We start from the raw sequence: 20,064 nt of genomic DNA, 5'->3' as shown, positions 1-20,064 counted from the left end.
CGGTGCTGCGCACCGCTGGCCGTGCTTGCGCGCGTGGCACGTCGGGACGTGCTCTCGCTTGCTGCGCAGAAGGGGCGTCACGGCTAAGCCGCGCCGTCAGACGGTGCTGTGCACCGCTGGCCGCGCTTGCGCGCGTGGCACGTCGGGACGTGCTCTCGCTTGCTGCGCAGAAGGGGCGTGGCGGCTAAGCCGCGCCGTCAGACGGTGCTGCGCACCGCTGGCCGTGCTTGCGCGCGTGGCACGTCGGGACGTGCTCTCGCTTGCTGCGCAGAAGGGGCGTCGCGGCTAAGCCGCGCCGTCGGTCGGGCGTCGCCCGCCGGCCGCGCTTGTCAGCGTGGCGCAGCTTGCTGCGCTCTCGCTGACTGCGCGGTGGGAGCCGGGACGACCCGTGGCGGAATCGTTGCGGCTGCTTCCTTCCGGACCTGACCGGGTTGGCGACGACCACGTCCGCCCGACTCCCGCGGCTCCTATGGCGGAGCCGGGCGGCGCGATCAAGTCGTCAGCGGTAGCGACGCACCGTGCGGCATACGCGGACGCGCTCGCCATGACGCCAGCGGTTGGTGCACACTCGGCGGGTGCGGACGCGGTCGCGATAGCCGTGGCGGCCATAGCCCGGTCCGCGACGTACGACGGTGCGCTCGTGAACGATGGTGCGCTGCGGCTCCCATGCGGCGGCGGACAGCGGTGCGGTGGCTGCGACGGGTGCGGCGGCGGCCGGGCTGGCAAGCGCCGGCGACACACCGACGACGGCGAGCGCGGCGGCGAGAACGAACTTGAATGTCATGACGATTTTCCTTTTCTAGCTCCCGGTCCGGGCCGAATGTCCGGGCGACGCGCCCGTTCCATCCGGCCCGATCCGGTCAAATGGGATCAGCGATAGACCTGATAGCAGTTGCGGACCGGTCCGTGACGCGTCCGGTCGTAGCGGCACACGGTGCGGCCGCGGCGATAATCCCGGCCGCCCCAGCGCGATCCGCGATCCCAGCGCGCGTTGCCGCGGTGCCAGCGGTCGCCGCGATCCCAGCGGTCGCCACGGTTCCAGTGGCGGCCGCGGCGATCGTCCCGATAATCCCGATCGTGGCCGCGATCATAACCGCCGCGCCCATATCCGTCGCGGTCCCAGCGCTGCGCCTCGGCCGGCGTCGCGGCGGCGAGGCCGCTGGCGGCGATCAGGCCGGCACCCATCACGATCTTCATCGATGCGATGATCTTCATGGCTCCATACTCCTTTACTGACCCGCTTCCCGGTGCGGGCATGAAGGGGAGATGGACCCCGGCCGATGCATTATGGCTGAACCCGCCGTTGTGGAATCGTCAGCTTTGTCGGTGGGTTGGGGCGCAGCTCACGCCGTCTGCGGCCACCATCAGTCGGCGGGGACCCGGACCGTCAGGCCATCGAGGGCGGCGGTCAGCCGGACCTGGCAGGACAGCCGGCTGGTGCGCGTCGCGGCGGGGGCGAGGTCGAGCAGGTCTTCCTCCGCCTCCGTCGCCCGCGGCAGTCGGGTGAAATCGTCGGCGGCGACGATCACGTGGCACGTCGCGCAGGCCATGTCGCCGTCGCACGTCCCCTCCAGCGGCATTCCGGCGGCCTGCGCCACGTCGAGCAGGCGGGCACCGTCCGCGCCCTCCGCTTCCACGACGATGCCGTCAGGCGACTCCAGGCGGACACGGATCATGCCTGCACGTCCGCGGCGTCGATCAGGCGGTCGAGCGCGTCGCCAAGCTCCGCCTCCGTCGTGTAGCGGCCCCAGCCGAGCCGGATCGACGAGCGCGCCTCCGCATCCGTCAGGCCGATCGCGCGTAGCACGTGGCTGGGCCGGCCGGAGCCGCTGGCGCAGGCCGAGCCGGCGGAGAAGGCGATGTCACGGCAGTCGCTCATCAACCGCGCGACATCGAGCCGCGGTCGGCGGACGTTGAGGTTGCCGCGGTAGCGATGCTCGGTCGAGCCGTTGATCGTCCACCCCTTCAGCCGGTCGGTGGCGAGCGACCAGAGCCGTTCGACATGCTCGGCGTCCTGAACGGCCCGGTCGCGCATCAGGCGAGCGGCGGCGCCGAAGCCCGCGCACAAGGCGGGCGAGAGCGTGCCCGAACGACCGCCTTCCTGATCGCCGCCGTGGAGCAGCGGTTCGAGGTGGAGTCCGTCACGAATCCAGAGCGCGCCGATCCCCTTCGGCCCGTGGATCTTGTGCGCGGAGATGGCCACGAGGTCGACGTTGTCGGGGATCGGCACACGGCCAAAGCCCTGTACGGCGTCACAGAGCAGCGGTGCACCGCGCATCGCGTCCAGCGGCTGGATCGTGCCGATCTCATTGTTGACGAGCATCGCCACGACGAGTTCATCGCTCACCGGCGGAGTCGCGACGCGGCCGTCGCGCTCGACCGGCAGGATCGTCGCGTCGCCGACCGCCGCGACGGTGTCGAGCACGGCGGCGTGCTCCGTGGCGATCGTGGTGATCGGCCGGCGGCTGCCCTTGATCGCCCAGTTCAGCGCCTCGGTCGCGCCGCTGGTGAAGACGACGCGCCCCCCTGGCGGCAGCAACGTGGCGATCTCGGCGCGGGCGACTTCGACGGCAGCCTTGGCAGCACGGCCGGGGCGGTGCGGGGAATGCGGATTGGCGTGCTGGTCGCGCAGCCACGGCAGCATCGCCTCGAACGCTTCGGGCGCAAGCGGGGTCGTCGCCTGATAGTCGAGGTAGATCATGCCGCGAAGCTGCGCGTGGCGCGGGCGACGTTGCGCCACGCGGCGATGAAGGCGTCGACCTCCGCCGCCGTCGTGGTGCGGCCGAAGCTGACGCGGATGACCTCGCGACCGGCCTCCTCTGTGTACCCCAGCGCGGCGAGGACGTGGCTGGGCTTCATGCTGCCCGACGAACACGCGCTGCCGGCCGATACCGCGAACCCGGCGAGGTCGAGGCGGATCAACTGCGCGGCGGAGGCGACGCCGGGTAGACGGTAGGATCCGATCGCGGGGTGGCGCAGTGCGGAGGCCGCGACGACCTCGCCGCCCGAGCGCAGGATCGCATCGTCGAGACGTTCGCGGAGGGACTTCAACGCGTTCACGTCTTCGGGCTCGGCCAGCGCCGCGGCCCAGCCGATCGCGGCGGGCACGTTCTCCGTTCCCGGCCGGTAGCCCCGCTCTTGCCCGCCGGTCGGCATCAGCGTGGCGAGATCGCGGACCAGCAGCGCGCCGATGCCGGGCGGGCCGCCACGCTTGTGGGCGGAGACGGCGACGAAATCCGCCTTCGCGATGTCCGCGTCGACGCCAGCGGGCATCTGCGCGGCGTCGACCAGCAGCAGGCCACCCGATTCGTGGATCGCGGCGGCGACGGCTGCGATCGGCTGGCGCACGCCGGTTTCGCTGTTCGCCCACTGGACGCAGGTCAGCGTGTCGGCCGCAGATGGGATCGCGGCGAGCTGGCCGTCGGTGCCGACGCGCAGCACCTCCGCCTGCGGGGCCGCGCGGAACACGGCGTCGTGCTCGACTGCGGTGATGCGGTGATGCGCGACCTGCGTGCGGGTCAGGGCCAGCGCCAGCGCCTCGCTCGCGCCGCTGGTCAGGATCACTTCGCCGGTCCAGCCGTACGCGGCCGCGATCCGGCGCCGCGCATCCTCCAGCGCGGCGCGGGCGGCCCGGCCCTCCGCGTGCGGGGACGACGGATTGGCCCAGGTCGCGGCCGCCTCCGCCATCGCGGCACGCGCGGCGGGGGTCATCGGCGTGGTCGCGGCATGGTCGAGATAGGTGCGGGACAAGCGGGTGGGCCGTTTCGTTTGCGAAAGAAGGGACCGTGCCTATATAGCGCGCCAGTTTCCGCGCTCCACCTCGGTCGCGCTTTCCCGGACGAGTCTCTTATGCCCGAAGTCATTTTCCCCGGTCCCGAAGGCCGTCTCGAAGGGCGCTTCGCCCCCGCACCGCGTCCGCGCGCGCCGGTGGCGATGATCCTGCACCCGCATCCCAGCGCCGGCGGGACGATGAACAACCGGATCGTGCAGGAACTCTACAAGACGTTCCAGCGGCGCGGTTTCGCGACCCTGCGCTTCAACTTCCGCGGGGTCGGCAAGAGCCAGGGGACGTTCGACAACGGCATCGGCGAACTGTCCGATGCGGCGTCGGCGCTCGACTGGGTGCAGAGCTTCCACCCGGAGGCGTCGCAGACCTGGGTCGCGGGCACCGGCTTCGGCGCGTGGATCGGCATGCAGTTGCTGATGCGGCGGCCGGAGATTCGCGGCTTCATCTCGATCGCGCCGCCCGCGAACATGTTCGACTTCACCTTCCTCGCCCCCTGCCCCTCATCGGGCATCATCATCCAGGGCGAGGCGGACGAGGTCGTGACACCCAGCGCCGTCCAGAAGCTGGTCGACAAGCTGCGCACGCAGAAGCACATCACCATCCATCACGACACGATCCCGAAGGCGAACCACTTCTTCGAGCACGAGATGCCGGAATTGATGGGGTCCGTGGACAAGTATCTGGACATGCGGCTGGACCCGAAGTCGCCGATCAAGTGAGGCAAAGGGTGCGCGAAACGCGCACCCTTTGCCCGGCCGGCGGCGCTTCGCGCCGTCCGACGACGCAGGCTTGGCCCGCGGCGGGCCGTGACATCGCCAGCGCTCCCTGAGACTGAGCGGAAGTCCTCGAAGCCTGCGGGAGGTCGCCGGCAATTGGCTCCAACTCACATCGTCCAGATCAGCACGTTCCCCAGCAGCACCGCGGCCATCACCAGCATCAGCGCACCCTTGAAGTAGTTGCGCTGACGGACGATCAGGACGGCACCGCCAGCGACGCACGCGAAGCAGCCCAGCATCGCGATCGCCGGGGCGGCGGAGGCGATCGTGCCCAGCGGGCCGCTCATGCTTTAAGGACCTTCGCATAGGCGTCGAGGTCGACGTTGCCGCCGGACAGGATCGCGAGCGTTCCGGCGGCGGGCGCGACCTTGCCCGTCAGCAGCGCCGCCAGGGCGACTGCCCCGCCGGGTTCGATGACAAGGCGCAGGCGCTCGGCAGCCCAGCGTTGCGCGGCGGCGATCCCCGCCTCGGACACCGCGACGCCCTCGGCGCCACGACGGGAGAGAACGTCGAACGTCAGCGGCGACACACGCGGGGTCTGGAGCGAGTCGCAGGCGGTCGGCGGCGGATTGGGGCCGACCGGCTCGATCCAGCCCGCCTCCAGGCTGCGGCGCATGTCGTCCCAGCCCTCCGGCTCGACGACGGTGACACGCGCGTCCGGCAGGGCGAGCGCCGTACCGGCCGCCAGACCGCCGCCCCCGCAGGGAACGACGACGTGCGCCGGTGAGGGCAGGCCCGCCGCCACCATCTGGGTCGCGGCTTCGAGCGCGCAACTGCCCTGCCCCTCGATAATCCACGGATCGTCGAAGCTGGGGACGAGCGTCGCGCCGCGCGCCTCCGCCAGTTGTGCGGCGATCTGTTCGCGACTCTGCGTTGCACGGTCGTAATCGACCACCTCCGCCCCCAGTGCGAGCGTACCTTCCCGCTTCGACCGGGGCGCGTCCGACGGCATCACGATCGTCGCCGCGATACCGAGCTTTTTGGCTGCCCACGCAATGCCTTGAGCGTGATTGCCGGATGAAAAGGCAACGACGCCGCGACGCCGGGCGGCCTCGTTCAGCGCGGTCAGCCGATGCCACGCCCCACGCAGCTTGAACGCCCCCATCGGTTGCAGCGACTCGGCCTTGAGCGCTACCGGAACACCCCTGATTTCAGCGACGTAGAGCGGGGTCGGCGGTACCACCTGCGCCAGTTTGGCTGCAGCGTCGCGCACGCCCGCACGCGTCGGCTGTCGCAAAATCGTCACTCTTTGCCGACTCCTTCATCAAGTCGCTTTACATGGAGGGCGCGCGCCCATAGATCGCGCTTCCGCTGCCCCATGGGACTTCCAACCGCAAGGCAGTGTTTTTCGAACCGTAGCCGTCAGGCACTTGGAGGTCCCTTGAATTGCACAAGCACCATAGCGCGCTGGGGCTAGCGAAAGCCCATTCGACCGTCCTCCCCGTCGTTCGTGGAGGCATCGACATCGCCAAGCGGAAACCGGTCGATCCGGTGACGCTGACTCGTCCCCACGCCGCTGCGCGGGCCGCCCGGTTCTTCGTCGAGAAGTTCCAGGGCCGTTCGATGTATGCGGTGAAGGCGAATCCGTCACCCGACCTGATCCAGATCCTGTGGGACAACGGCATCACCCATTATGACACGGCGTCGATCGCCGAGGTTCGTCTGGTGAAGTCGGTGGCCCCGGAGGCGACCTGCTGTTTCATGCACCCGGTCAAGCCCGAGGAAGCGATCGCCGAGGCGTATTTCACGCACGGTGTTCGCACCTTCTCGCTCGACAGCATGGAAGAGTTGGCGAAGATCATGCGCGCCACCCGCAACGCGTCCGACCTGACGCTGTGCGTCCGGCTGCGCGTGTCGTCCGAGCATTCGAAGCTGTCGCTGGCATCGAAGTTCGGCGTCGGCCCAGGCGAGTCGAAGGAACTGCTGTTCGCGGCCCGCCAGGCGGCGGACGCGCTGGGTATCTGCTTCCACGTCGGCAGCCAGGCGATGACGCCGGAAGCCTATGCGGCGGCGATGGAGCGCGTGCGTGCAGCGATCGTCGATGCGGCGGTGACGGTCGACGTGATCGACGTGGGTGGTGGCTTCCCGTCGTCCTATCCGGGGATGGAGCCGCCGCCGCTGGAACGCTTCTTCGAGACGATCCACCGTGCGTTCGAATCGCTGCCGATCAGCTATTCGGCGGAATTGTGGGCGGAGCCGGGCCGGGCGCTGTGTGCGGAATATTCGTCGGTCGTGGTGCGCGTCGAGCGTCGCCGTGGCAACGAGCTGTACATCAACGACGGCGCGTACGGCGCACTGTTCGATGCCGCTCATCTCGGCTGGCAATTCCCGACGACGCTGCTGCGCGAGCCGGAATCGACCGTGCGGGATCATCCCTTCTCGTTCTATGGTCCGACCTGCGACGACATGGATCATATGGCAGGGCCGTTCCTGCTGCCGGCCGACGTCAATGCGGGCGACTATATCGAGATCGGGATGCTCGGCGCGTATGGCGCGGCGATGCGCACCGCCTTCAACGGCTTCGGCTGCGACGAAACCGTGATCGTCGACGACGAGCCGATGGTGTCGCTGTACGTTCCCGTCGAGCTTGAGATGACGTCGAACGTCGTCAAGCTGTAACGGCTTACCTATATTGCAGTTCTGCCCCCCTCCGCGCGGTTGCGTGGAGGGGGCGGCTTTGGGTTTCCGCGTCCCCATTTCGAACGACGACGGGTTCTGGATAGCCAAGGGCCAGCCATGACCGATACCCTGAACAAGACCGCCGCGGCGAACGCGCCGATCAACGATACCCGCAAGGCCGAGCTTCTGTCGAAGCAGGTCAAGCATATCGACATCACCAGCTTCGACGCGCGCCCGATCGTCGATGCGATGGCGGACATGAGCTTCACCAGCCGCGACCTGGGTCGCGCGACGAAGATCTACAACGACATGCTGGCCGACAAGGACTGCACGGTCTGCCTCGTCATCGCGGGATCGACTTCGGCCGGCGGCTGCATGGACCTGTATGCGGAGCTGGTCCGCAACAACATGGTCGACTGCATCGTCGCCACCGGCGCGACCATCGTCGACATGGATTTCTTCGAAGGGCTTGGCCACAAGCACTATCAGGCGCTGGAAATCCCCGACGACGATACGCTGCGGTCGCTGTACATCGACCGCATCTACGACACCTATATCGACGAGGAGGCGCTCCAGAACGTCGACCACACGATCTTCGAGATCGCGGAGTCGCTGGAGCCCAAGGCCTATTCGAGCCGCGCGTTCATCCGCGAGATGGGCAAGTACCTGGTCGAGCACGGCAAGAAGGACAACAGCCTCGTCAAGCTGGCGTACGAGCATGACGTGCCGATCTTCTGCCCGGCCTTCGTCGATTCTTCGGCGGGGTTCGGCCTCGTCAAGCATCAGGTCGACCGGGCCAAGGCCGGCAAGCCGTACCTGCTGCTCGATGCGATCGCGGATTTCCGCGAGCTGACGCAGATCAAGATCGAGGCGGGCACCACCGGCCTGCTGATGATCGGCGGCGGCGTGCCCAAGAACTTCATCCAGGACACGGTCGTCTGCGCCGAAATCTTGGGCCACGAGGACGTCGCGGTGCACAAGTACGCGGTGCAGATCACCGTCGCCGATGTGCGCGACGGTGCCTGCTCGTCCTCGACGCTGCAGGAAGCGGCGAGCTGGGGCAAGGTGAACACCGGCATCGAGCAGATGGTGTTCGCGGAAGCCGGTTCGGTGATGCCGCTGCTGGCGTCGGACGCTTATCACCGCGGCCACTGGAAGGACCGTGCGAAGCGCGGCTGGGCGAAGCTGTTCGCCTGATCTTTCTCGTCGGCGTTTGAAGAAGCCTCCTCCGGGCGACCGGGGGAGGCTTTCTTTTGCGCGCCGTTCAAGCCTCTCCGCTAGCCGAACAGCCGCCCCAGACTGCGTTCCAGCATCATGAATTGCCACAGCGTGCGGCCATGCTCCGCCCGCCCCGCGCGGTGGTCGGCGGCCATCTTCGCGATCGTCGGCATGTCGAACCAGCCGGTCTCGGTCAGTATGCGGGAACGCGACAGGGCGGCCGCTTGCTCGGCCAGCGGTCCGCGGAACCACGCGCTGACCGGCGTGACGAAGCCCATCTTGCGGCGATGGAGCAGGTCGTCGGGCAGATAGGGCTTGAGCGCGCGCTTCATCAGCCATTTGCCCTCACCGCCCCGCAGCCGCATCGATGCGGGCAGCGTGGCGCAAAACTGGACGAGACGGTGGTCGAGCAACGGCTCGCGCGCCTCCAGCCCGACGCTCATGCTGGTGCGATCGACCTTGGTCAGGATGTCGCCGGGCAGCCAGATCTTCACGTCGGCATATTGCGCCCGGTCGAGCGCATCGCGAGCGGGCGCGGCGCGCATGGCCGCGACGTAGCGATCCTCGGCACGATGTCCGGAAAAGGCGGCACGGGCGGCGGGGGTGAACAGGCGGCCGCGCCACTCGGGCGTGGTGACGCCGACGGCGCGGGCATAGGCTTCGTCGCCGTCGCTGGCGAGCGCGAGCAGCGTCGACTTGGCCCGCAGGGGGCGTGGAGCCCAATCGGCCTTGGGGTAGATGCCCCCGAGTGTGCCGAATACGTTTCGACGGAATTGGGCGGGGAACAGGCCCCGCGCACGTTCCTCGGCGGCGTGGAACCTGTAGCGGCGATATCCAGCCAGCGCTTCGTCGGCACCGTCGCCGGACAGTGCGACGGTGACGCTCTCACGGGCGAGCGCGCAGACGCGCCACGTCGCGAGCGCGGACGCATCGGCGAACGGCTCGTCGAACTGGCCGGCGAGCGTGTCGATCAGTCCGAAGTCGTCGGCATCGACGACGCGGTCGACATGATCCGTGGCGAAACGTTTCGCGACGATGGTGGCGAAGCGGCGCTCGTCATGATCCGCCTCGTCGAAGCCGATCGTGCAGGTGCGCACGGCGCGCGGCGACGCCTCCGCCATCAGCGCGACGACCGCGGAACTGTCCACGCCGCCGGACAGGAACGCGCCGAGCGGAACGTCGGCGACCATCCGGCTGCGCACCGCAAGGCGCATGCGCTCGATCAGTTCCTCGGCCAGCGCATCGGTCTTGCCGATGGCGCGATCGGCGAAGCTGATGTCCCACCATTGATTAGCCGCGGGCAGCGGGTGGCCGCGGCGCAGGAGCAGCGTATGACCGGCGGCGAGCTTGCGCACGCCCGCGACGAGGCAGGTGTCGTCGGGCACGTAGCCGTAGGTGAGGTAATCCTCGACCGCGGATATGTCCGGCACGCGCCGCAGCAACGGGTGCGCGAGTAACCCCTTGAGCTCCGACGCGAAGGCGACGCTGCCGTCCGACAGTTCCGCATAATGCAGCGGCTTCACCCCGAACCGGTCACGCGCGAGGAAGAGCGTGCCGGCGTCGGTGTCGTGGATCGCGAAGGCGAACATGCCGTCGAGCCGGTCAAGCATCGCCGGACCCCAATGCCGCCAGCCGTGGAGCAGCACCTCGGTATCGCCACTCGTGTGGAAGCGTGCGCCCTTCTGCGTCAACTCGGCGCGCAGGGCGGCGAAGTTGTAGATCTCGCCATTGTAGGTCACGGTCAGTGCGCCGTCCGCCATCGGCTGCGGCGAGCCGGCGAGGTCGATGATCGACAGCCGGCGATGGCCGAGCGCGACGCCGGGCGCCGTCCACACGCCCTGCCCGTCCGGCCCGCGATGCGCCTGCACGTCGAGCATCCGCCGGACACGGGCGGGGTCGACGGGTTTTGGGATGCCGGGGTGAAAGATCCCCGCGATGCCGCACATGCTAGCGCAGCGTCCGCTCGATCAGCGCATCGGGGCCACCCGCCGCTGCAACGAATTGCGCGATCACCGCCGGGTCGCCGCCGCCGGGCGTGGCGATGTGCAGCGCCACCGCGACCTGGTTGCCGCCCATCAGGCGCGCGCGCATCGTTTCCAGCTTCACCCGTCGCTCGTCCGCCGTGACCGTAGAGCCGACGCGGTACCATGTCGCGACGGTCCGCTCCACCGGTCCCGGCACAACGATCCGCATCGCGGAACCGCCTGCGACGAAGGGCAGATCGGCGACGCGGACCCAGCGGTCTTCCTCCTGAAGGACGCCGGTGCCGAACGTGACGAGTTCCTTGCCCTCATGCTGGTCGGCATAGATCGCGATGCCGACATCGACGCTGTTGCGCCCGTCGGTGTAGCGGCCGAACAGTCTGCGGTCGGCGCCGGGGTGATGCGGCTGCCACGGCGCTTCGCGATCGGGCGAAGCTACGCTCCACCCGGCGACGGGCGGAAGATCGGTGGTCTGCGGCAACACGGTGGCCCGGCCGGCGATCGCGCCGCTCCAGGCGGGGAACAGGGCAGCGGTTGCGAGCGTCAGGGCGGCGGCGAAGGCCAGAGGGGCTACAAACCGGGGCGGAGCTTGCAGGCGGCGCGAGTCGAACACCGGCGCGTCGGGTGCGCGATCGAACCAGCGCCAGCCGAGTGCGAGGACGCCGGCCATGACGCAGCCGAAGAACAGCCAGCCATAGACGATATGATCGAGCCCGGTGGCGCGCTCGATGCCCCAGATATCGGCAGCGTAGATCGTCCCCCAGGCGCGGACACCGTTGGCCAGCACCGGCACGACGAGCGCGACGACCATGAACACCGCCCGCCGCCGCCAGGATTGGAAACAGGTCGCGGCGACGAGGATACCGAAGGCGAACATGGCGATGACGAACTTCGCGCCCGAACACGCCTCCGCGACCTCGAAATGATAGCGGCCGGCGTGGATCAGGACACCGTCAACCGATGCCGTGACGCCGACGAGGTGAAGCAGCGGCATCACGATCGCAACGGTCACCGCCTGTAGCTGCGGTTCGAGAAAGTCGCCGAACGGCACGAGGATCAGCGCATAGCACAGCGGGAAAAGCAGCCCGCTCGCAACATTGGGGCCGAGCAGCGTCACGACCGCCCCCTGCAGCATCAGCACAAGGCCGAGCTGGCGGGCGAGCGATACCGATCCCGCATCGCCCAAAAGCCAGCCGAACCCGCCCAACGCGACCAGCACCAGCCCCGGCCACCACGCGACCGGCGTCAGCGTGGCGAGGTCGGCGCGGCGGGTCCAGACCAGCCATGCGACGACCGGGCCGATGAAGAGGCAGTGGCCGTAGGTGGTGCTCGTCCACCAGATGCCGGTCATTTGCGCAACATCGTTCGCGAACAGCGCGAGGATCATCGCCGCCACGCCCGCGAGTACGCCGAGGTGACGCGGCCAAGGGCCCGTCGTGTCGGTAGGGTTGATGGCGAGCGACGTCATGCGGCGAGCGTCCGAACGATCCCCAGCAGATCGTCGAGCGGGGCAAGCCGGGCCGCCCAGTCATAATGCGACAGCACGCGGGCGCGGGCCTCGACGCCGAGGGTGCCGGGATAGGCGAGCAACGCGGCACAGGCGGCGGCGAAGTCGCGCGGCTCGGCGACGCGTACGGTGCCGCCGTGGTCGATACCCTCGGCGGCTTGCGGGGTAGCGACGACAGGGCACCCCATCGCCATCGCCTCCAGCACCTTGTTCTGGACGCCGCGCGCAAGTCGCAGCGGGGCGACGCAGACCGACGCGGCGGCGAGCCACGGACGGGTGTCGGGAACCTCGCCGGTGACGACGATGTTTTCGCGCCTACCGAGCGCGCGGACGGCGGCGGTCGGGGCGCGACCGACGATCGCGAAATCGGCGGCAAGGCGGGGCAGCACGTGATCGGCGAACCACGTCACCGCATCGACGTTCGGCTGGTAATCCATCTGCCCGGTGAAGACGATCAGCGGACGCTTGCTCGGGACGGGCACGACATCGCCGCGGTCGAAGTGGCGCGCGTCGATGCCGTTGCCGAGCGCTCCGATGTGCCCCTGCCCGCCCGTCGACCGGAACAGCGCCGCCTCCGCATCGCTGATGAACAGCGTTGAACCTGCACGAGACGCGATATCGCGTTCGAACCGGGCGAGGAGCTTCGCCTCCCGCGCCAGCAGCCAGCGTATGGGGCCATGCGCGGCCTCAGCCTGCTGTAAGAACTTGGCCGAGTCGAGATCGACGAAGTCCATGATCGTCGTCGCCCCGACCGGAACGTGCTGCGCCATCTGGCCCGAAAAGACGTAGGTGGCGTCGACCGGCGGCAGCGCGGCGAGCGCGGCGGTCAGGCGCGGGTCGGCGAAGGCGGTGAGCGATACCGGGCGGCCGGTCGCCAGCGCCTCCGCCACCGCACGGACGCGCGTCTTCGTGCGCGGGATCACGGTCCAGCTCGCCAGATCGAGCGCGGGGCGCGGTGCCTCTCCCTCGTCGAAGGCGACGACATGGACGCGGGCACGCGCAGCGAGATGGCGCAGGACATGGTAGCTGCGGATGCGGTCGCCGCGATCCGGCGCGGTCGGCGCACGGTGGGCGAGGAACAGCAGGTCGGTCACCCTAGGCCCCGCGACAGCCACGGCCCGGCGAGACGCGCGACCGGCAGCGGCAGGCGCTTCCAGCCAGCGACCATCATCCGGTATTTGGCGTTCTGCGGATTGACGCTGCGCGCTTCCCCCTCGTGCCGGCGCGCGTAGGCCAGCGGCACGGGGTCGAAGCCCCAGTTCTTCTTGAACGCCGCCGCGCCGGTGCCGGTCTTGGAACGCCCGAAATCGAAGCGGGTGCAGCCACGATCGCGGGCGTGGCTCATCAACGCCAGATACATGCGATCATTGGCGCGCAGCCCCCGCGCCGCCGCCGTGCCGCCGCCCCAATAGGGGAAGACGGTGCTGCCGAAATACAGCGACAGGACGCTGGCGACCGGCTCGCCGGCGTGCCGGACGGTGAGGATGTCGGCATCGAGTTCGTCGAGCACGGCGCGGAACAGCGCCGGCGGGAAGATGGGCGTGCCGAGATTGCGCACCGACTCGCCGTAGACGCGGTGATGGGTGGCCGGATCGCGGCCCGTCTCCACCGTGAGGTCGAGGCCGAGCGAACGTCGAACCTCGGCACGCTGCTTGCGCGGGATCGCGGCGAGATCGGCCGTCGCATCGGCCCCCAAGGCGCGGACGAAACCGACATAGGTGGTATCGTCGATCGTCCAGCCCGCAGGCGCGGGGCCGCCGCGCAGGTCGACGTCGGGGCAGCCGAGCCGCGTCGCAAGGTCCCACGCGCCGGCCGCGAGCGCCTCGACACCCTCGCCGAGCACGCCGCCGCCGACGCCGAACCCGGTCGAGACCAGCGCCTTCCCGAACAGCAGCGACCGTATCTCGGTCAGCGGCAGGACTCCCGCCAGCGTACCGTTCGCACGCTCCGCCACGAGATAGCGCGCGCGTTGCCGACAGCCGCGTTCGACCGCACGGCTCCAGCCGGTCAGGTGGAACGGCGTCGCGCCCTCCGTGTTCCGCACGAACGCGTCGATCCGCGCCGCTTCGCCCGGGTCTGCCAGCGCGGCTTCGCGGATGCCGAGCGGGGCGGTGACGAGCGGCATCGTCACAGTCCGATCGCGCGGTCGACGCGGCCCCAGTGATGCCGCCGCAGCAGCCCGGCAAGCTTGCCGCGCATCGCACCGAGCCGCGAATAATGGCGCAGCTTTGACCGTAGCGGTGCATCGGCGACGCGTGGCTGGGTGGGGTCGATCTCCCACGGGTGGAAGTAGAACATCGCCGGCTGGCCGGCGCGGTTCGACTGGCCGACGGCGATATCCGTGAGTTTGGCAGGCAGCAGGCGGAAAAAGCCGCCGCCGGTTGCGATGCGCCTGCCGCGCCATTCCGCGACGGTGACGGGCACCTCGGTCAGCGCGCTGTCGTTCAGCGGGCGGAAGCCGAAGCGAGGGGCGTCCCGCCAGCCATAATGGTCGTGCGCGAGCGGAGCGACGCTGGACGAATAGGCATAGCCCTCCTCCGCGAGGATGGGGTGCGCCCACGGGGTGCGCGCGTCGATCGAGAAGCTGGGCGCGCGATAGCCGGTGACCGCCTGCCCGCTCGCCTGCTCCAGCGCCTCGCGCGCCCGCCGCAGGTCGACGACAAACTCGCCCGGCGAGAGCGTGAAGACGCGGCGGTGATCCCAGCCGTGGCTCGCGACCTCATGCCCGGCAGCGGCGATGCGACGGATCAGCGCCGGGTGCCGGTCCGCGACCCAGCCGAGCGTGAAGAAGGTCGCCGCAATGCCGGCTTGGGCAAACAGGTCCAGCACGGCATCGGTGTTACGTTCGACGCGGCGGTCGAGGTGGTCCCAGTCGTCACGCGAGATCACATTTTCGAATGCGCCGACCTGAAACCAGTCCTCCACATCCACCGACATGCCATTGAGAATGCGTGGATCAGGCCGCATCGGTCCACGCCGTCACGGTGCGGTTGGGGACATAGCTTTCCGGCGCGACGACGCGGTGCGGGTCCTCCGCCTCGATCCAGTCGACCAGCAGGGTCAACACCCGGCGCAGCGCCGCATCCTGTTGCTCGATGCGATCCTCCAATGCGGTGATGCGAGCATCGACGGTCGAGTCCGGGTGGACGGGTTCCGAACGTTCCACCGCCGGTTCGGCCGCGACGACGGGCGTCGCGACCGACGGAATCACAGGCGCGGGCAGATCGGCGGCAAGATCGGCGATCACCTGACGCACGGTCGCGCCGTCGATCAGGTCGAGATCGGTCAGCGCGGCGTGCAGCATGACCCGACCGGCGAGCAGGTTGAGCCGGCGCGGCACCCCGCCCGACCCCTCGTAGAAGGCGGTGAAGGCATCGTCCGCGAAATCGGGGCGGCCGGTCCAGCCGACCACCGACAAACGGTGCGCGATATAGTCCTCGACCTCATGCTCGCCCATCGGGTCGAGGTGGTGGATGGCGATGATGCGCTGGCGCAGTTGCTCCAGGCCGTGCAGCCGATCGCGGAATTCCGGCTGGCCAAGCAGCAGGATCTGGAGCAGCGCGTGGCCACCCGCCTGGAAGTTGGACAGCATCCGCAGTTCCTCGACCGCGGAGACCGGCAGCGCCTGCGCCTCGTCCACGATCAGCAGCGTGCGGCGACCGGTCCGCGCGACGGCATGCAGGCCGCGCTCGATCGCGACGAGCAGTTCGGCCTTGCTGAGGCCGGCGGCGTCGACGTTCAGTTGGGTTGCGCAGATGCGCAGCAGGTCGTCGGCCTCGATCGCGGTCGACACCAGCTTGATCGCGTTCAGCCGCTGGTGATCAATCGTCTCCAGCAAATGGCCTAGCAACGTCGTCTTGCCCGCACCGATGTCGCCGGTGACGACGATGAACCCCTCCCCCTGCGCGAGGCCATAGCCGAGATAGGCCATCGCCTTGCGGTGGGTCGCCGTCTCGAACCAGAAACGCGGGTCCGGCGTCAGTTGAAACGGGCGATCCGTCAGGCCCCAGTGCGCGTCGTCCATCATCCAGTCCTTAGAAGGTGTAGCGCGCGCCGAGGAGCGCCTGCGCCGACCAGTTCGTCTCGAAATCGCCGACCTTGAAGGCATAGAGGCCGACCGACGCGGTGGTGCTGAGCCGGCCGAAGCCGTGATAGTAGCTGGCCGTCGCTCCGCCCGACCACGTGCCGTCGCCATCCTGAAGCTCGGTATCCGAATAGGTCAGGAAGACATTGGAATCGAAGCCCGACACCCGCGACAGCGCGCGCGTGAAGAATAGCTGGCCGAAGTAATTCTCGTCCTCCAGCCCGGTGACGATGATGCCCGGGCCATTGGCCGGGGCATATAGCCGGCGGTTGGCGTAGCCGATGCCGACGCCGTAGGTGCTGCGCCCGCGCTGCGACGACAGCACGCCCTCGATCCCACGCGCGCGGTAGCTGGCGGTCGAGATCGACTGGAACACGTCGTTCAGACAGCCGCCGGGTGCGGCACCGGACGTGCCGAAGGTGCAGCCGTTGAAGTTCTGCCCGAACGGATCGCGGCGGACCTGGAAGCTGGTCGGCAGCGCGGTCAAACCGGTGCGGAGCTGGCGGCCGAAAGTAGTGACGGTGTCGTAGACGACGACGCCGACCCCGGTGGACTGCGACGCCTGCCACGTGGCGCTGCCGGTGTAGCTGGTGGAGCCGTAGCGGCGACCGACCGCGCCGCGGACTTCGGTGCGGTGGTTGGGACGCCACACGACGCCGGCATCGTAATAGACGCCGTCGGTGCGGTACGCGATCCGGCGCGGGCTGGCGGGATCGGTGATGAAGCGGCCATTGCCGTCGACCACCGGCGCGCCGCTCGCGTCCACCTGAGGATCGCGCTGCGACGCCTCGATCTTTTCGTAGCCGACGCCGGCGGTCAGGGCGACGGTATAGGACACCGGCAGCAGCACGTCCCCGCGACCATATAACCCCTCGTACCGCTGCTTCAGCTGCGACGCCGTCTCGCGACTATACGCGCCCGACAGGGTGAGGCCGACGGGCAGGATCGCGCCGGGCGCCGTGCCGATGCTGGCGGCGGCGAGCTGTCCCCAGCTATCGTCGTAATAGTCGAGCCGGCGGCGGTCCGGGCCTGCCCCGTCCACCGTCGGCGTCTCCACCTTGGTATAGCCGAGCTGATAGGCGGCATTCAGGCCGAACGCGCCGACCTGCGTCGTGTAGGACGGGCCGACATAGGCACCGTAGATCTGGCTGGTGTTGCCGACATTGCCGGCGAGGATGCCGGGCGCGTCGCCGCGAATGTCGTTGCGCGCGCGTGCGGCGATTGCGCCGCCGTCCAGCGTCAGGCCGCGGGCGAGCGCGACCTGTCCGCGCGCGAGGCCGGAGTGGATGTCGGAGTCGCCGATCCGATCGTCCCAGGCGATCCGCCGCTCGTAGCGGTACGATAGCTGACCGTTCGCGCGACGCGTCGCGATCGACGCGTCGATGCCGGCGGCCAGCGAGCTGTAGGTCAGGACATCGCCGGAGTTCAGGTCGGCCGTCACGACCTGGCTGAGTTCGATATACGGCGCGAGGGCGACGCGAGGAGCATCCTGCGCATCGACCGGGTTCGCGAGCACGAGCGCCGGCACGAGGACGAAGACGGAACGGATCACGCGCGCTCCTCCATGCCGTAATAGCTGCCGAAGCGGGCACCCCCGGGGACGAACGAGACGGCGTTGAGCACGAGCTGGATATGCTCGCACCCGTCGAGCAGGTCGGCAGCCTGACCGATCTCGGTTTCGGGCGTCCGGTCGGCGCGGACGACGAGCATCACCTGCCCCACGAGCATCGCCAGCACGGCGGCGGGCGACGCGGCGAGCGCGGGCGGGGAGTCGAAGATGAGCAGGCGGCGCGGATTGGCGTCGAGCAGGCGGCGGATCACCACCTCCGTCCGCGCGCTGGCGAGCAGTTCGGTGTCCATCGCCGTCTTCGCCCCGGCCGGCAGCACCGACAATTGCGGTACGTCCGTGTGGAGCACCAGCGACTCAACGTCGATCGTCTGGTCGGCCAGCGCGTCGAGCAGACCGGGACCGTCCTGCATGCCCAGCCGGCGCAGCACGTCGGGCTTGGCGACATCGGCATCGACCAGCAGCACCTCGGTATCGCGCTCGGCCGCCATCGACAGCGCGAGATTGACCGCGCAGAATGTCTTGCCGTCCCGCGGACGCGCCGAGCAGACGAGGACGCTGCGCGCCTTGTCCGCCTGATCGCTGTCAGCGACGCGGCGGCGGGTAACGAGCAACTGGCGCTTGATGAGCCGGAATTCCTCCGCCAGCGGGCCGACCGGCGCGCCGGGCACGATCATGCCGTGTTCCGCCAGCATGCCACGGTCGATCGACACGATCCCGGCGGGCAGCGGCGGGGGCACGACGTCGTCGGGGTCGGCGTTCGGATCGGCAAGGAACTCGGCCGGGATCGCGGACAGGTCGGGAGCGGCGTGCGCAGCGGATTGCGGTGTGGCCTGTGCCTCGACCCCGCCCGGCACGAACGCAGGGGGAGGCGTGACCTCCTCCTCCGGCCCGCCCCGGGCATGGCCGAAGGACGCGTCCCCGACTTTCGCACGATAATGTTCGCCGAAGTCGTAGACCGCGGCGGCGCGTTCCAGCAGCGAGGGCTGGCGGTCGACGGGACGAGGCAGGGTCATGCGGCCATCCCGCGCTGGAGGAACTCGACGCCGAGGAGCAGGACGTAGGCGAGCACGAGGCCGACGGTCGCGCCGCCGAAAATCTTGAGATGCTTCAGGCGCAGGTCGGACTGGGCACGGGTCACGACTTCGCCGATCGATCCGATGACAGTCAGGCCGGTCGCCCTCTCCAGCTTGGGCGCGGTCGCAAAGGTCGCGCGAAGCTGGCCCAGTGCGAACGCGCCACCGATCCCCGCCGCCAGTCCCGCCAGCAGCACGCCGGTCAGCAGCAGCACGCGGTTCGGGGCGCTCGGCACACGCGGCGTCGTCGGCGGATCGATCACGCTGAATTTGACCTGATCGGTCTGCGACTGAGCCTGACCGCGCAACGCGATCTGCTCCCGATTGACGAGAAGCTGGTCGTACTGATCCTTCAGCACCTGATAGTCGCGTTCGATCTGGCCCTGCTCGGCGGCGACCTCGGGGTCCTCGGTCAGTTTCGAATTGAGCAGGTCGAGGTCGCTTTGCAGCTGGTTGCGGCGGATGCGCAGCGCCGCGACCTGGCTCTGCTTGTCGGCCTGCATCGACTGGAGCGACAGGTAGAGCGGATTGCCCGTTCCGCCGCCGGCGACGCCGGTCGGCTCGCCGCGCGCGGCGGCCTGCGCAGCGGCAAGCTGGCTCTTGAGCGCGAGGACATCGGGATGCGCGTCGGTGAAGCCGCGGGCGTGCGCGTCCGCCAACTGGCCCTGGATCGCAGCGAGACGTGCGCGGGCCGGGCCACCGGTGACGCCCCCTGCCCCGGCGATCGTCTGCGGCGTCGCAGCCATCTGGCCCTGCACGGCGGACAACGCCGACTGCGCGGCGGCGAGGTCACCGTCGACCTGCGCGACCTGCGCCCGCGCCGCGCCGATGCGGTCACCGACGGAGCCGGTGCCGGGCAGGCTGCCGAGATAGCGGTTCTGGAAATCGGCGCGCTTCGATTCGGCGTCCTGCAACTGCTGCTGGCGCGTCGCGAGTTGCTTGTCGAGGAAGGCGAGGCTTTGCGACGTCTGGGTCCGGTCGCCGGCGAGGTTCTGTTCGACGAAGATGTCGATCAGCTTCTGCGTCACCGTGCGCGCCAATTTCGGGCTGGCGGCGCTGGTCGTGATCTCGAACAGATTGTCCTGGGTCGAGGTGACCTTGATGTTCTGCGCGAGCGCGGCGACGCGGTCGGCGACGTCGCGGTCGCTGGCGACGCTGTTCGCCAGATCGGTGCCGCGCACGACCTTCTCCAGGTTCACGGCGGAGATCAGCGTCTGGCGGATGCGGTCGATGTCGGCGTTCTGGTCCTGCGGCTGGCCGCTGAGGCCGGCGGGGAGCAGGGTCTGCATCTGCACGAACACGCGCGCGCGGCTTTCGTAGCGGCTGGGGATCTGGCTGACGACCAGCCAGCCGGCGACGCACACGCCCCACGCCACCGCGAGCGCCAGCCAGCGCCGCGTCCAGATCGCATGTAGCGCCAGACGCGCTTCGTCATAAATGCCGTTCAC

Annotated in this window: 19 protein-coding genes and 1 other RNA gene; 3 read left to right on the top strand and 17 right to left on the bottom strand. The window is 69.3% G+C overall.

The features are described 5' to 3' along the window. Positions 1-365: 365 nt before the first annotated feature. The 6 genes from ffs to ILT43_RS18730 all read right to left on the bottom strand — a co-directional run bounded on the left by ffs (position 366) and on the right by ILT43_RS18730 (position 3,711). An RNA gene (ffs, locus tag ILT43_RS18755) (signal recognition particle sRNA small type) lies at positions 366-463 on the bottom strand. A gap of 36 nt (positions 464-499) precedes the next feature. After that, on the bottom strand, positions 500-784 hold the full coding sequence (locus tag ILT43_RS18750) for a hypothetical protein (RefSeq protein ID WP_204200520.1): 285 nt from the start codon (positions 782-784) through the stop codon (positions 500-502). 86 nt (positions 785-870) lie between these two features. Continuing rightward, on the bottom strand, positions 871-1,215 hold the full coding sequence (locus ILT43_RS18745; protein WP_204200519.1) for a hypothetical protein: 345 nt from the start codon (positions 1,213-1,215) through the stop codon (positions 871-873). Positions 1,216-1,364: 149 nt separating this feature from the next. Then, positions 1,365-1,676: a 2Fe-2S iron-sulfur cluster-binding protein gene (locus tag ILT43_RS18740; RefSeq protein ID WP_204200518.1), complete on the bottom strand. Its 312-nt coding sequence runs from the start codon at positions 1,674-1,676 to the stop codon at positions 1,365-1,367. Next, complete coding sequence (locus tag ILT43_RS18735; protein WP_239475096.1) at positions 1,673-2,701, bottom strand: cysteine desulfurase family protein; 1,029 nt, start codon at positions 2,699-2,701, stop codon at positions 1,673-1,675. Before ILT43_RS18735 ends, ILT43_RS18740 begins: the two co-directional genes overlap by 4 nt. Continuing rightward, on the bottom strand, positions 2,698-3,711 hold the full coding sequence (locus ILT43_RS18730; protein WP_239475094.1) for a cysteine desulfurase family protein: 1,014 nt from the start codon (positions 3,709-3,711) through the stop codon (positions 2,698-2,700). The genes ILT43_RS18735 and ILT43_RS18730 overlap by 4 nt, the downstream gene beginning before the upstream one ends. A gap of 138 nt (positions 3,712-3,849) precedes the next feature. On the opposite strand from ILT43_RS18730, the gene ILT43_RS18725 reads away from it, so the two are divergent. Next, a complete protein-coding gene (locus tag ILT43_RS18725) occupies positions 3,850-4,506 on the top strand; it encodes an alpha/beta hydrolase (RefSeq protein WP_204200515.1) in 657 nt (218 codons plus the stop codon). 164 nt (positions 4,507-4,670) lie between these two features. Here ILT43_RS18725 and ILT43_RS18720 read toward each other — a convergent pair whose 3' ends face one another. Both ILT43_RS18720 and ILT43_RS18715 read right to left on the bottom strand, forming a co-directional pair. Continuing rightward, positions 4,671-4,850, bottom strand: a complete 180-nt coding sequence (locus ILT43_RS18720; protein ID WP_204200514.1) for a hypothetical protein — start codon at positions 4,848-4,850, stop codon at positions 4,671-4,673. Beyond that, the gene (locus tag ILT43_RS18715) at positions 4,847-5,809 is read right to left on the bottom strand and encodes a pyridoxal-phosphate dependent enzyme (protein ID WP_204200513.1); all 963 of its coding nucleotides are present in this window, start codon (positions 5,807-5,809) and stop codon (positions 4,847-4,849) included. Before ILT43_RS18715 ends, ILT43_RS18720 begins: the two co-directional genes overlap by 4 nt. Positions 5,810-5,949: 140 nt before the next feature. On the opposite strand from ILT43_RS18715, the gene ILT43_RS18710 reads away from it, so the two are divergent. Then, on the top strand, positions 5,950-7,182 hold the full coding sequence (locus ILT43_RS18710) for a type III PLP-dependent enzyme (RefSeq protein ID WP_204200512.1): 1,233 nt from the start codon (positions 5,950-5,952) through the stop codon (positions 7,180-7,182). A 117-nt stretch (positions 7,183-7,299) separates the two neighbouring features. Further along, a complete protein-coding gene (locus tag ILT43_RS18705) occupies positions 7,300-8,379 on the top strand; it encodes a 1,9-bis(guanidino)-5-aza-nonane synthase (protein ID WP_204200511.1) in 1,080 nt (359 codons plus the stop codon). 80 nt (positions 8,380-8,459) lie between these two features. On the opposite strand, the gene ILT43_RS18700 is transcribed toward ILT43_RS18705, so the two are convergent. The 9 genes from ILT43_RS18700 to ILT43_RS18660 are packed head-to-tail and all read right to left on the bottom strand — an operon-like array spanning position 8,460 to position 20,064. Continuing rightward, positions 8,460-10,346, bottom strand: a complete 1,887-nt coding sequence (locus ILT43_RS18700; RefSeq protein ID WP_204200510.1) for an XrtA/PEP-CTERM system amidotransferase — start codon at positions 10,344-10,346, stop codon at positions 8,460-8,462. 1 nt (position 10,347) lies between these two features. Beyond that, on the bottom strand, positions 10,348-11,850 hold the full coding sequence (xrtA, locus tag ILT43_RS18695; RefSeq protein WP_204200509.1) for an exosortase A: 1,503 nt from the start codon (positions 11,848-11,850) through the stop codon (positions 10,348-10,350). After that, positions 11,847-12,983: a TIGR03087 family PEP-CTERM/XrtA system glycosyltransferase gene (locus ILT43_RS18690; RefSeq protein ID WP_204200508.1), complete on the bottom strand. Its 1,137-nt coding sequence runs from the start codon at positions 12,981-12,983 to the stop codon at positions 11,847-11,849. Before ILT43_RS18690 ends, xrtA begins: the two co-directional genes overlap by 4 nt. Continuing rightward, the gene (locus ILT43_RS18685; protein WP_204200507.1) at positions 12,980-14,014 is read right to left on the bottom strand and encodes a FemAB family XrtA/PEP-CTERM system-associated protein; all 1,035 of its coding nucleotides are present in this window, start codon (positions 14,012-14,014) and stop codon (positions 12,980-12,982) included. Before ILT43_RS18685 ends, ILT43_RS18690 begins: the two co-directional genes overlap by 4 nt. A 2-nt stretch (positions 14,015-14,016) precedes the next feature. After that, the gene (locus tag ILT43_RS18680; RefSeq protein ID WP_204200506.1) at positions 14,017-14,856 is read right to left on the bottom strand and encodes an XrtA system polysaccharide deacetylase; all 840 of its coding nucleotides are present in this window, start codon (positions 14,854-14,856) and stop codon (positions 14,017-14,019) included. Next, positions 14,846-15,913 carry an ExeA family protein gene (locus tag ILT43_RS18675; protein ID WP_239475089.1) on the bottom strand — a complete coding sequence of 356 codons (1,068 nt, stop codon included), beginning with the start codon at positions 15,911-15,913 and terminating at the stop codon, positions 14,846-14,848. The genes ILT43_RS18680 and ILT43_RS18675 overlap by 11 nt, the downstream gene beginning before the upstream one ends. A gap of 10 nt (positions 15,914-15,923) precedes the next feature. Next, entirely contained in the window at positions 15,924-17,525 is a 1,602-nt protein-coding gene (locus ILT43_RS18670; protein WP_204200504.1) for a porin family protein, read from the bottom strand. Beyond that, positions 17,522-18,556, bottom strand: a complete 1,035-nt coding sequence (locus ILT43_RS18665; protein ID WP_204200503.1) for an AAA family ATPase — start codon at positions 18,554-18,556, stop codon at positions 17,522-17,524. Before ILT43_RS18665 ends, ILT43_RS18670 begins: the two co-directional genes overlap by 4 nt. After that, a complete protein-coding gene (locus ILT43_RS18660) occupies positions 18,553-20,064 on the bottom strand; it encodes an XrtA system polysaccharide chain length determinant (protein WP_204200502.1) in 1,512 nt (503 codons plus the stop codon). The genes ILT43_RS18665 and ILT43_RS18660 overlap by 4 nt, the downstream gene beginning before the upstream one ends.

The organism is Sphingomonas longa (assembly GCF_016892685.1).
GTDB lineage: Bacteria > Pseudomonadota > Alphaproteobacteria > Sphingomonadales > Sphingomonadaceae > Sphingomonas > Sphingomonas longa.
Note: the sequence above shows the minus strand (reverse complement) of the source record. Positions and strands in the feature narration are given on the sequence as shown.

Coding starts and splice junctions, on each gene's coding strand:
- ILT43_RS18750 (WP_204200520.1), bottom strand. CDS start 784: ATGACATTCAAGTTCGTTCTCGCCGCCGCGCTCGCCGTCGTCGGTGTG.
- ILT43_RS18745 (WP_204200519.1), bottom strand. CDS start 1,215: ATGAAGATCATCGCATCGATGAAGATCGTGATGGGTGCCGGCCTGATC.
- ILT43_RS18740 (WP_204200518.1), bottom strand. CDS start 1,676: ATGATCCGTGTCCGCCTGGAGTCGCCTGACGGCATCGTCGTGGAAGCG.
- ILT43_RS18735 (WP_239475096.1), bottom strand. CDS start 2,701: ATGATCTACCTCGACTATCAGGCGACGACCCCGCTTGCGCCCGAAGCG.
- ILT43_RS18730 (WP_239475094.1), bottom strand. CDS start 3,711: ATGACCCCCGCCGCGCGTGCCGCGATGGCGGAGGCGGCCGCGACCTGG.
- ILT43_RS18725 (WP_204200515.1), top strand. CDS start 3,850: ATGCCCGAAGTCATTTTCCCCGGTCCCGAAGGCCGTCTCGAAGGGCGC.
- ILT43_RS18720 (WP_204200514.1), bottom strand. CDS start 4,850: ATGAGCGGCCCGCTGGGCACGATCGCCTCCGCCGCCCCGGCGATCGCG.
- ILT43_RS18705 (WP_204200511.1), top strand. CDS start 7,300: ATGACCGATACCCTGAACAAGACCGCCGCGGCGAACGCGCCGATCAAC.
- ILT43_RS18700 (WP_204200510.1), bottom strand. CDS start 10,346: ATGTGCGGCATCGCGGGGATCTTTCACCCCGGCATCCCAAAACCCGTC.
- xrtA (WP_204200509.1), bottom strand. CDS start 11,850: ATGACGTCGCTCGCCATCAACCCTACCGACACGACGGGCCCTTGGCCG.
- ILT43_RS18685 (WP_204200507.1), bottom strand. CDS start 14,014: ATGCCGCTCGTCACCGCCCCGCTCGGCATCCGCGAAGCCGCGCTGGCA.
- ILT43_RS18680 (WP_204200506.1), bottom strand. CDS start 14,856: ATGCGGCCTGATCCACGCATTCTCAATGGCATGTCGGTGGATGTGGAG.
- ILT43_RS18675 (WP_239475089.1), bottom strand. CDS start 15,913: ATGGACGACGCGCACTGGGGCCTGACGGATCGCCCGTTTCAACTGACG.
- ILT43_RS18665 (WP_204200503.1), bottom strand. CDS start 18,556: ATGACCCTGCCTCGTCCCGTCGACCGCCAGCCCTCGCTGCTGGAACGC.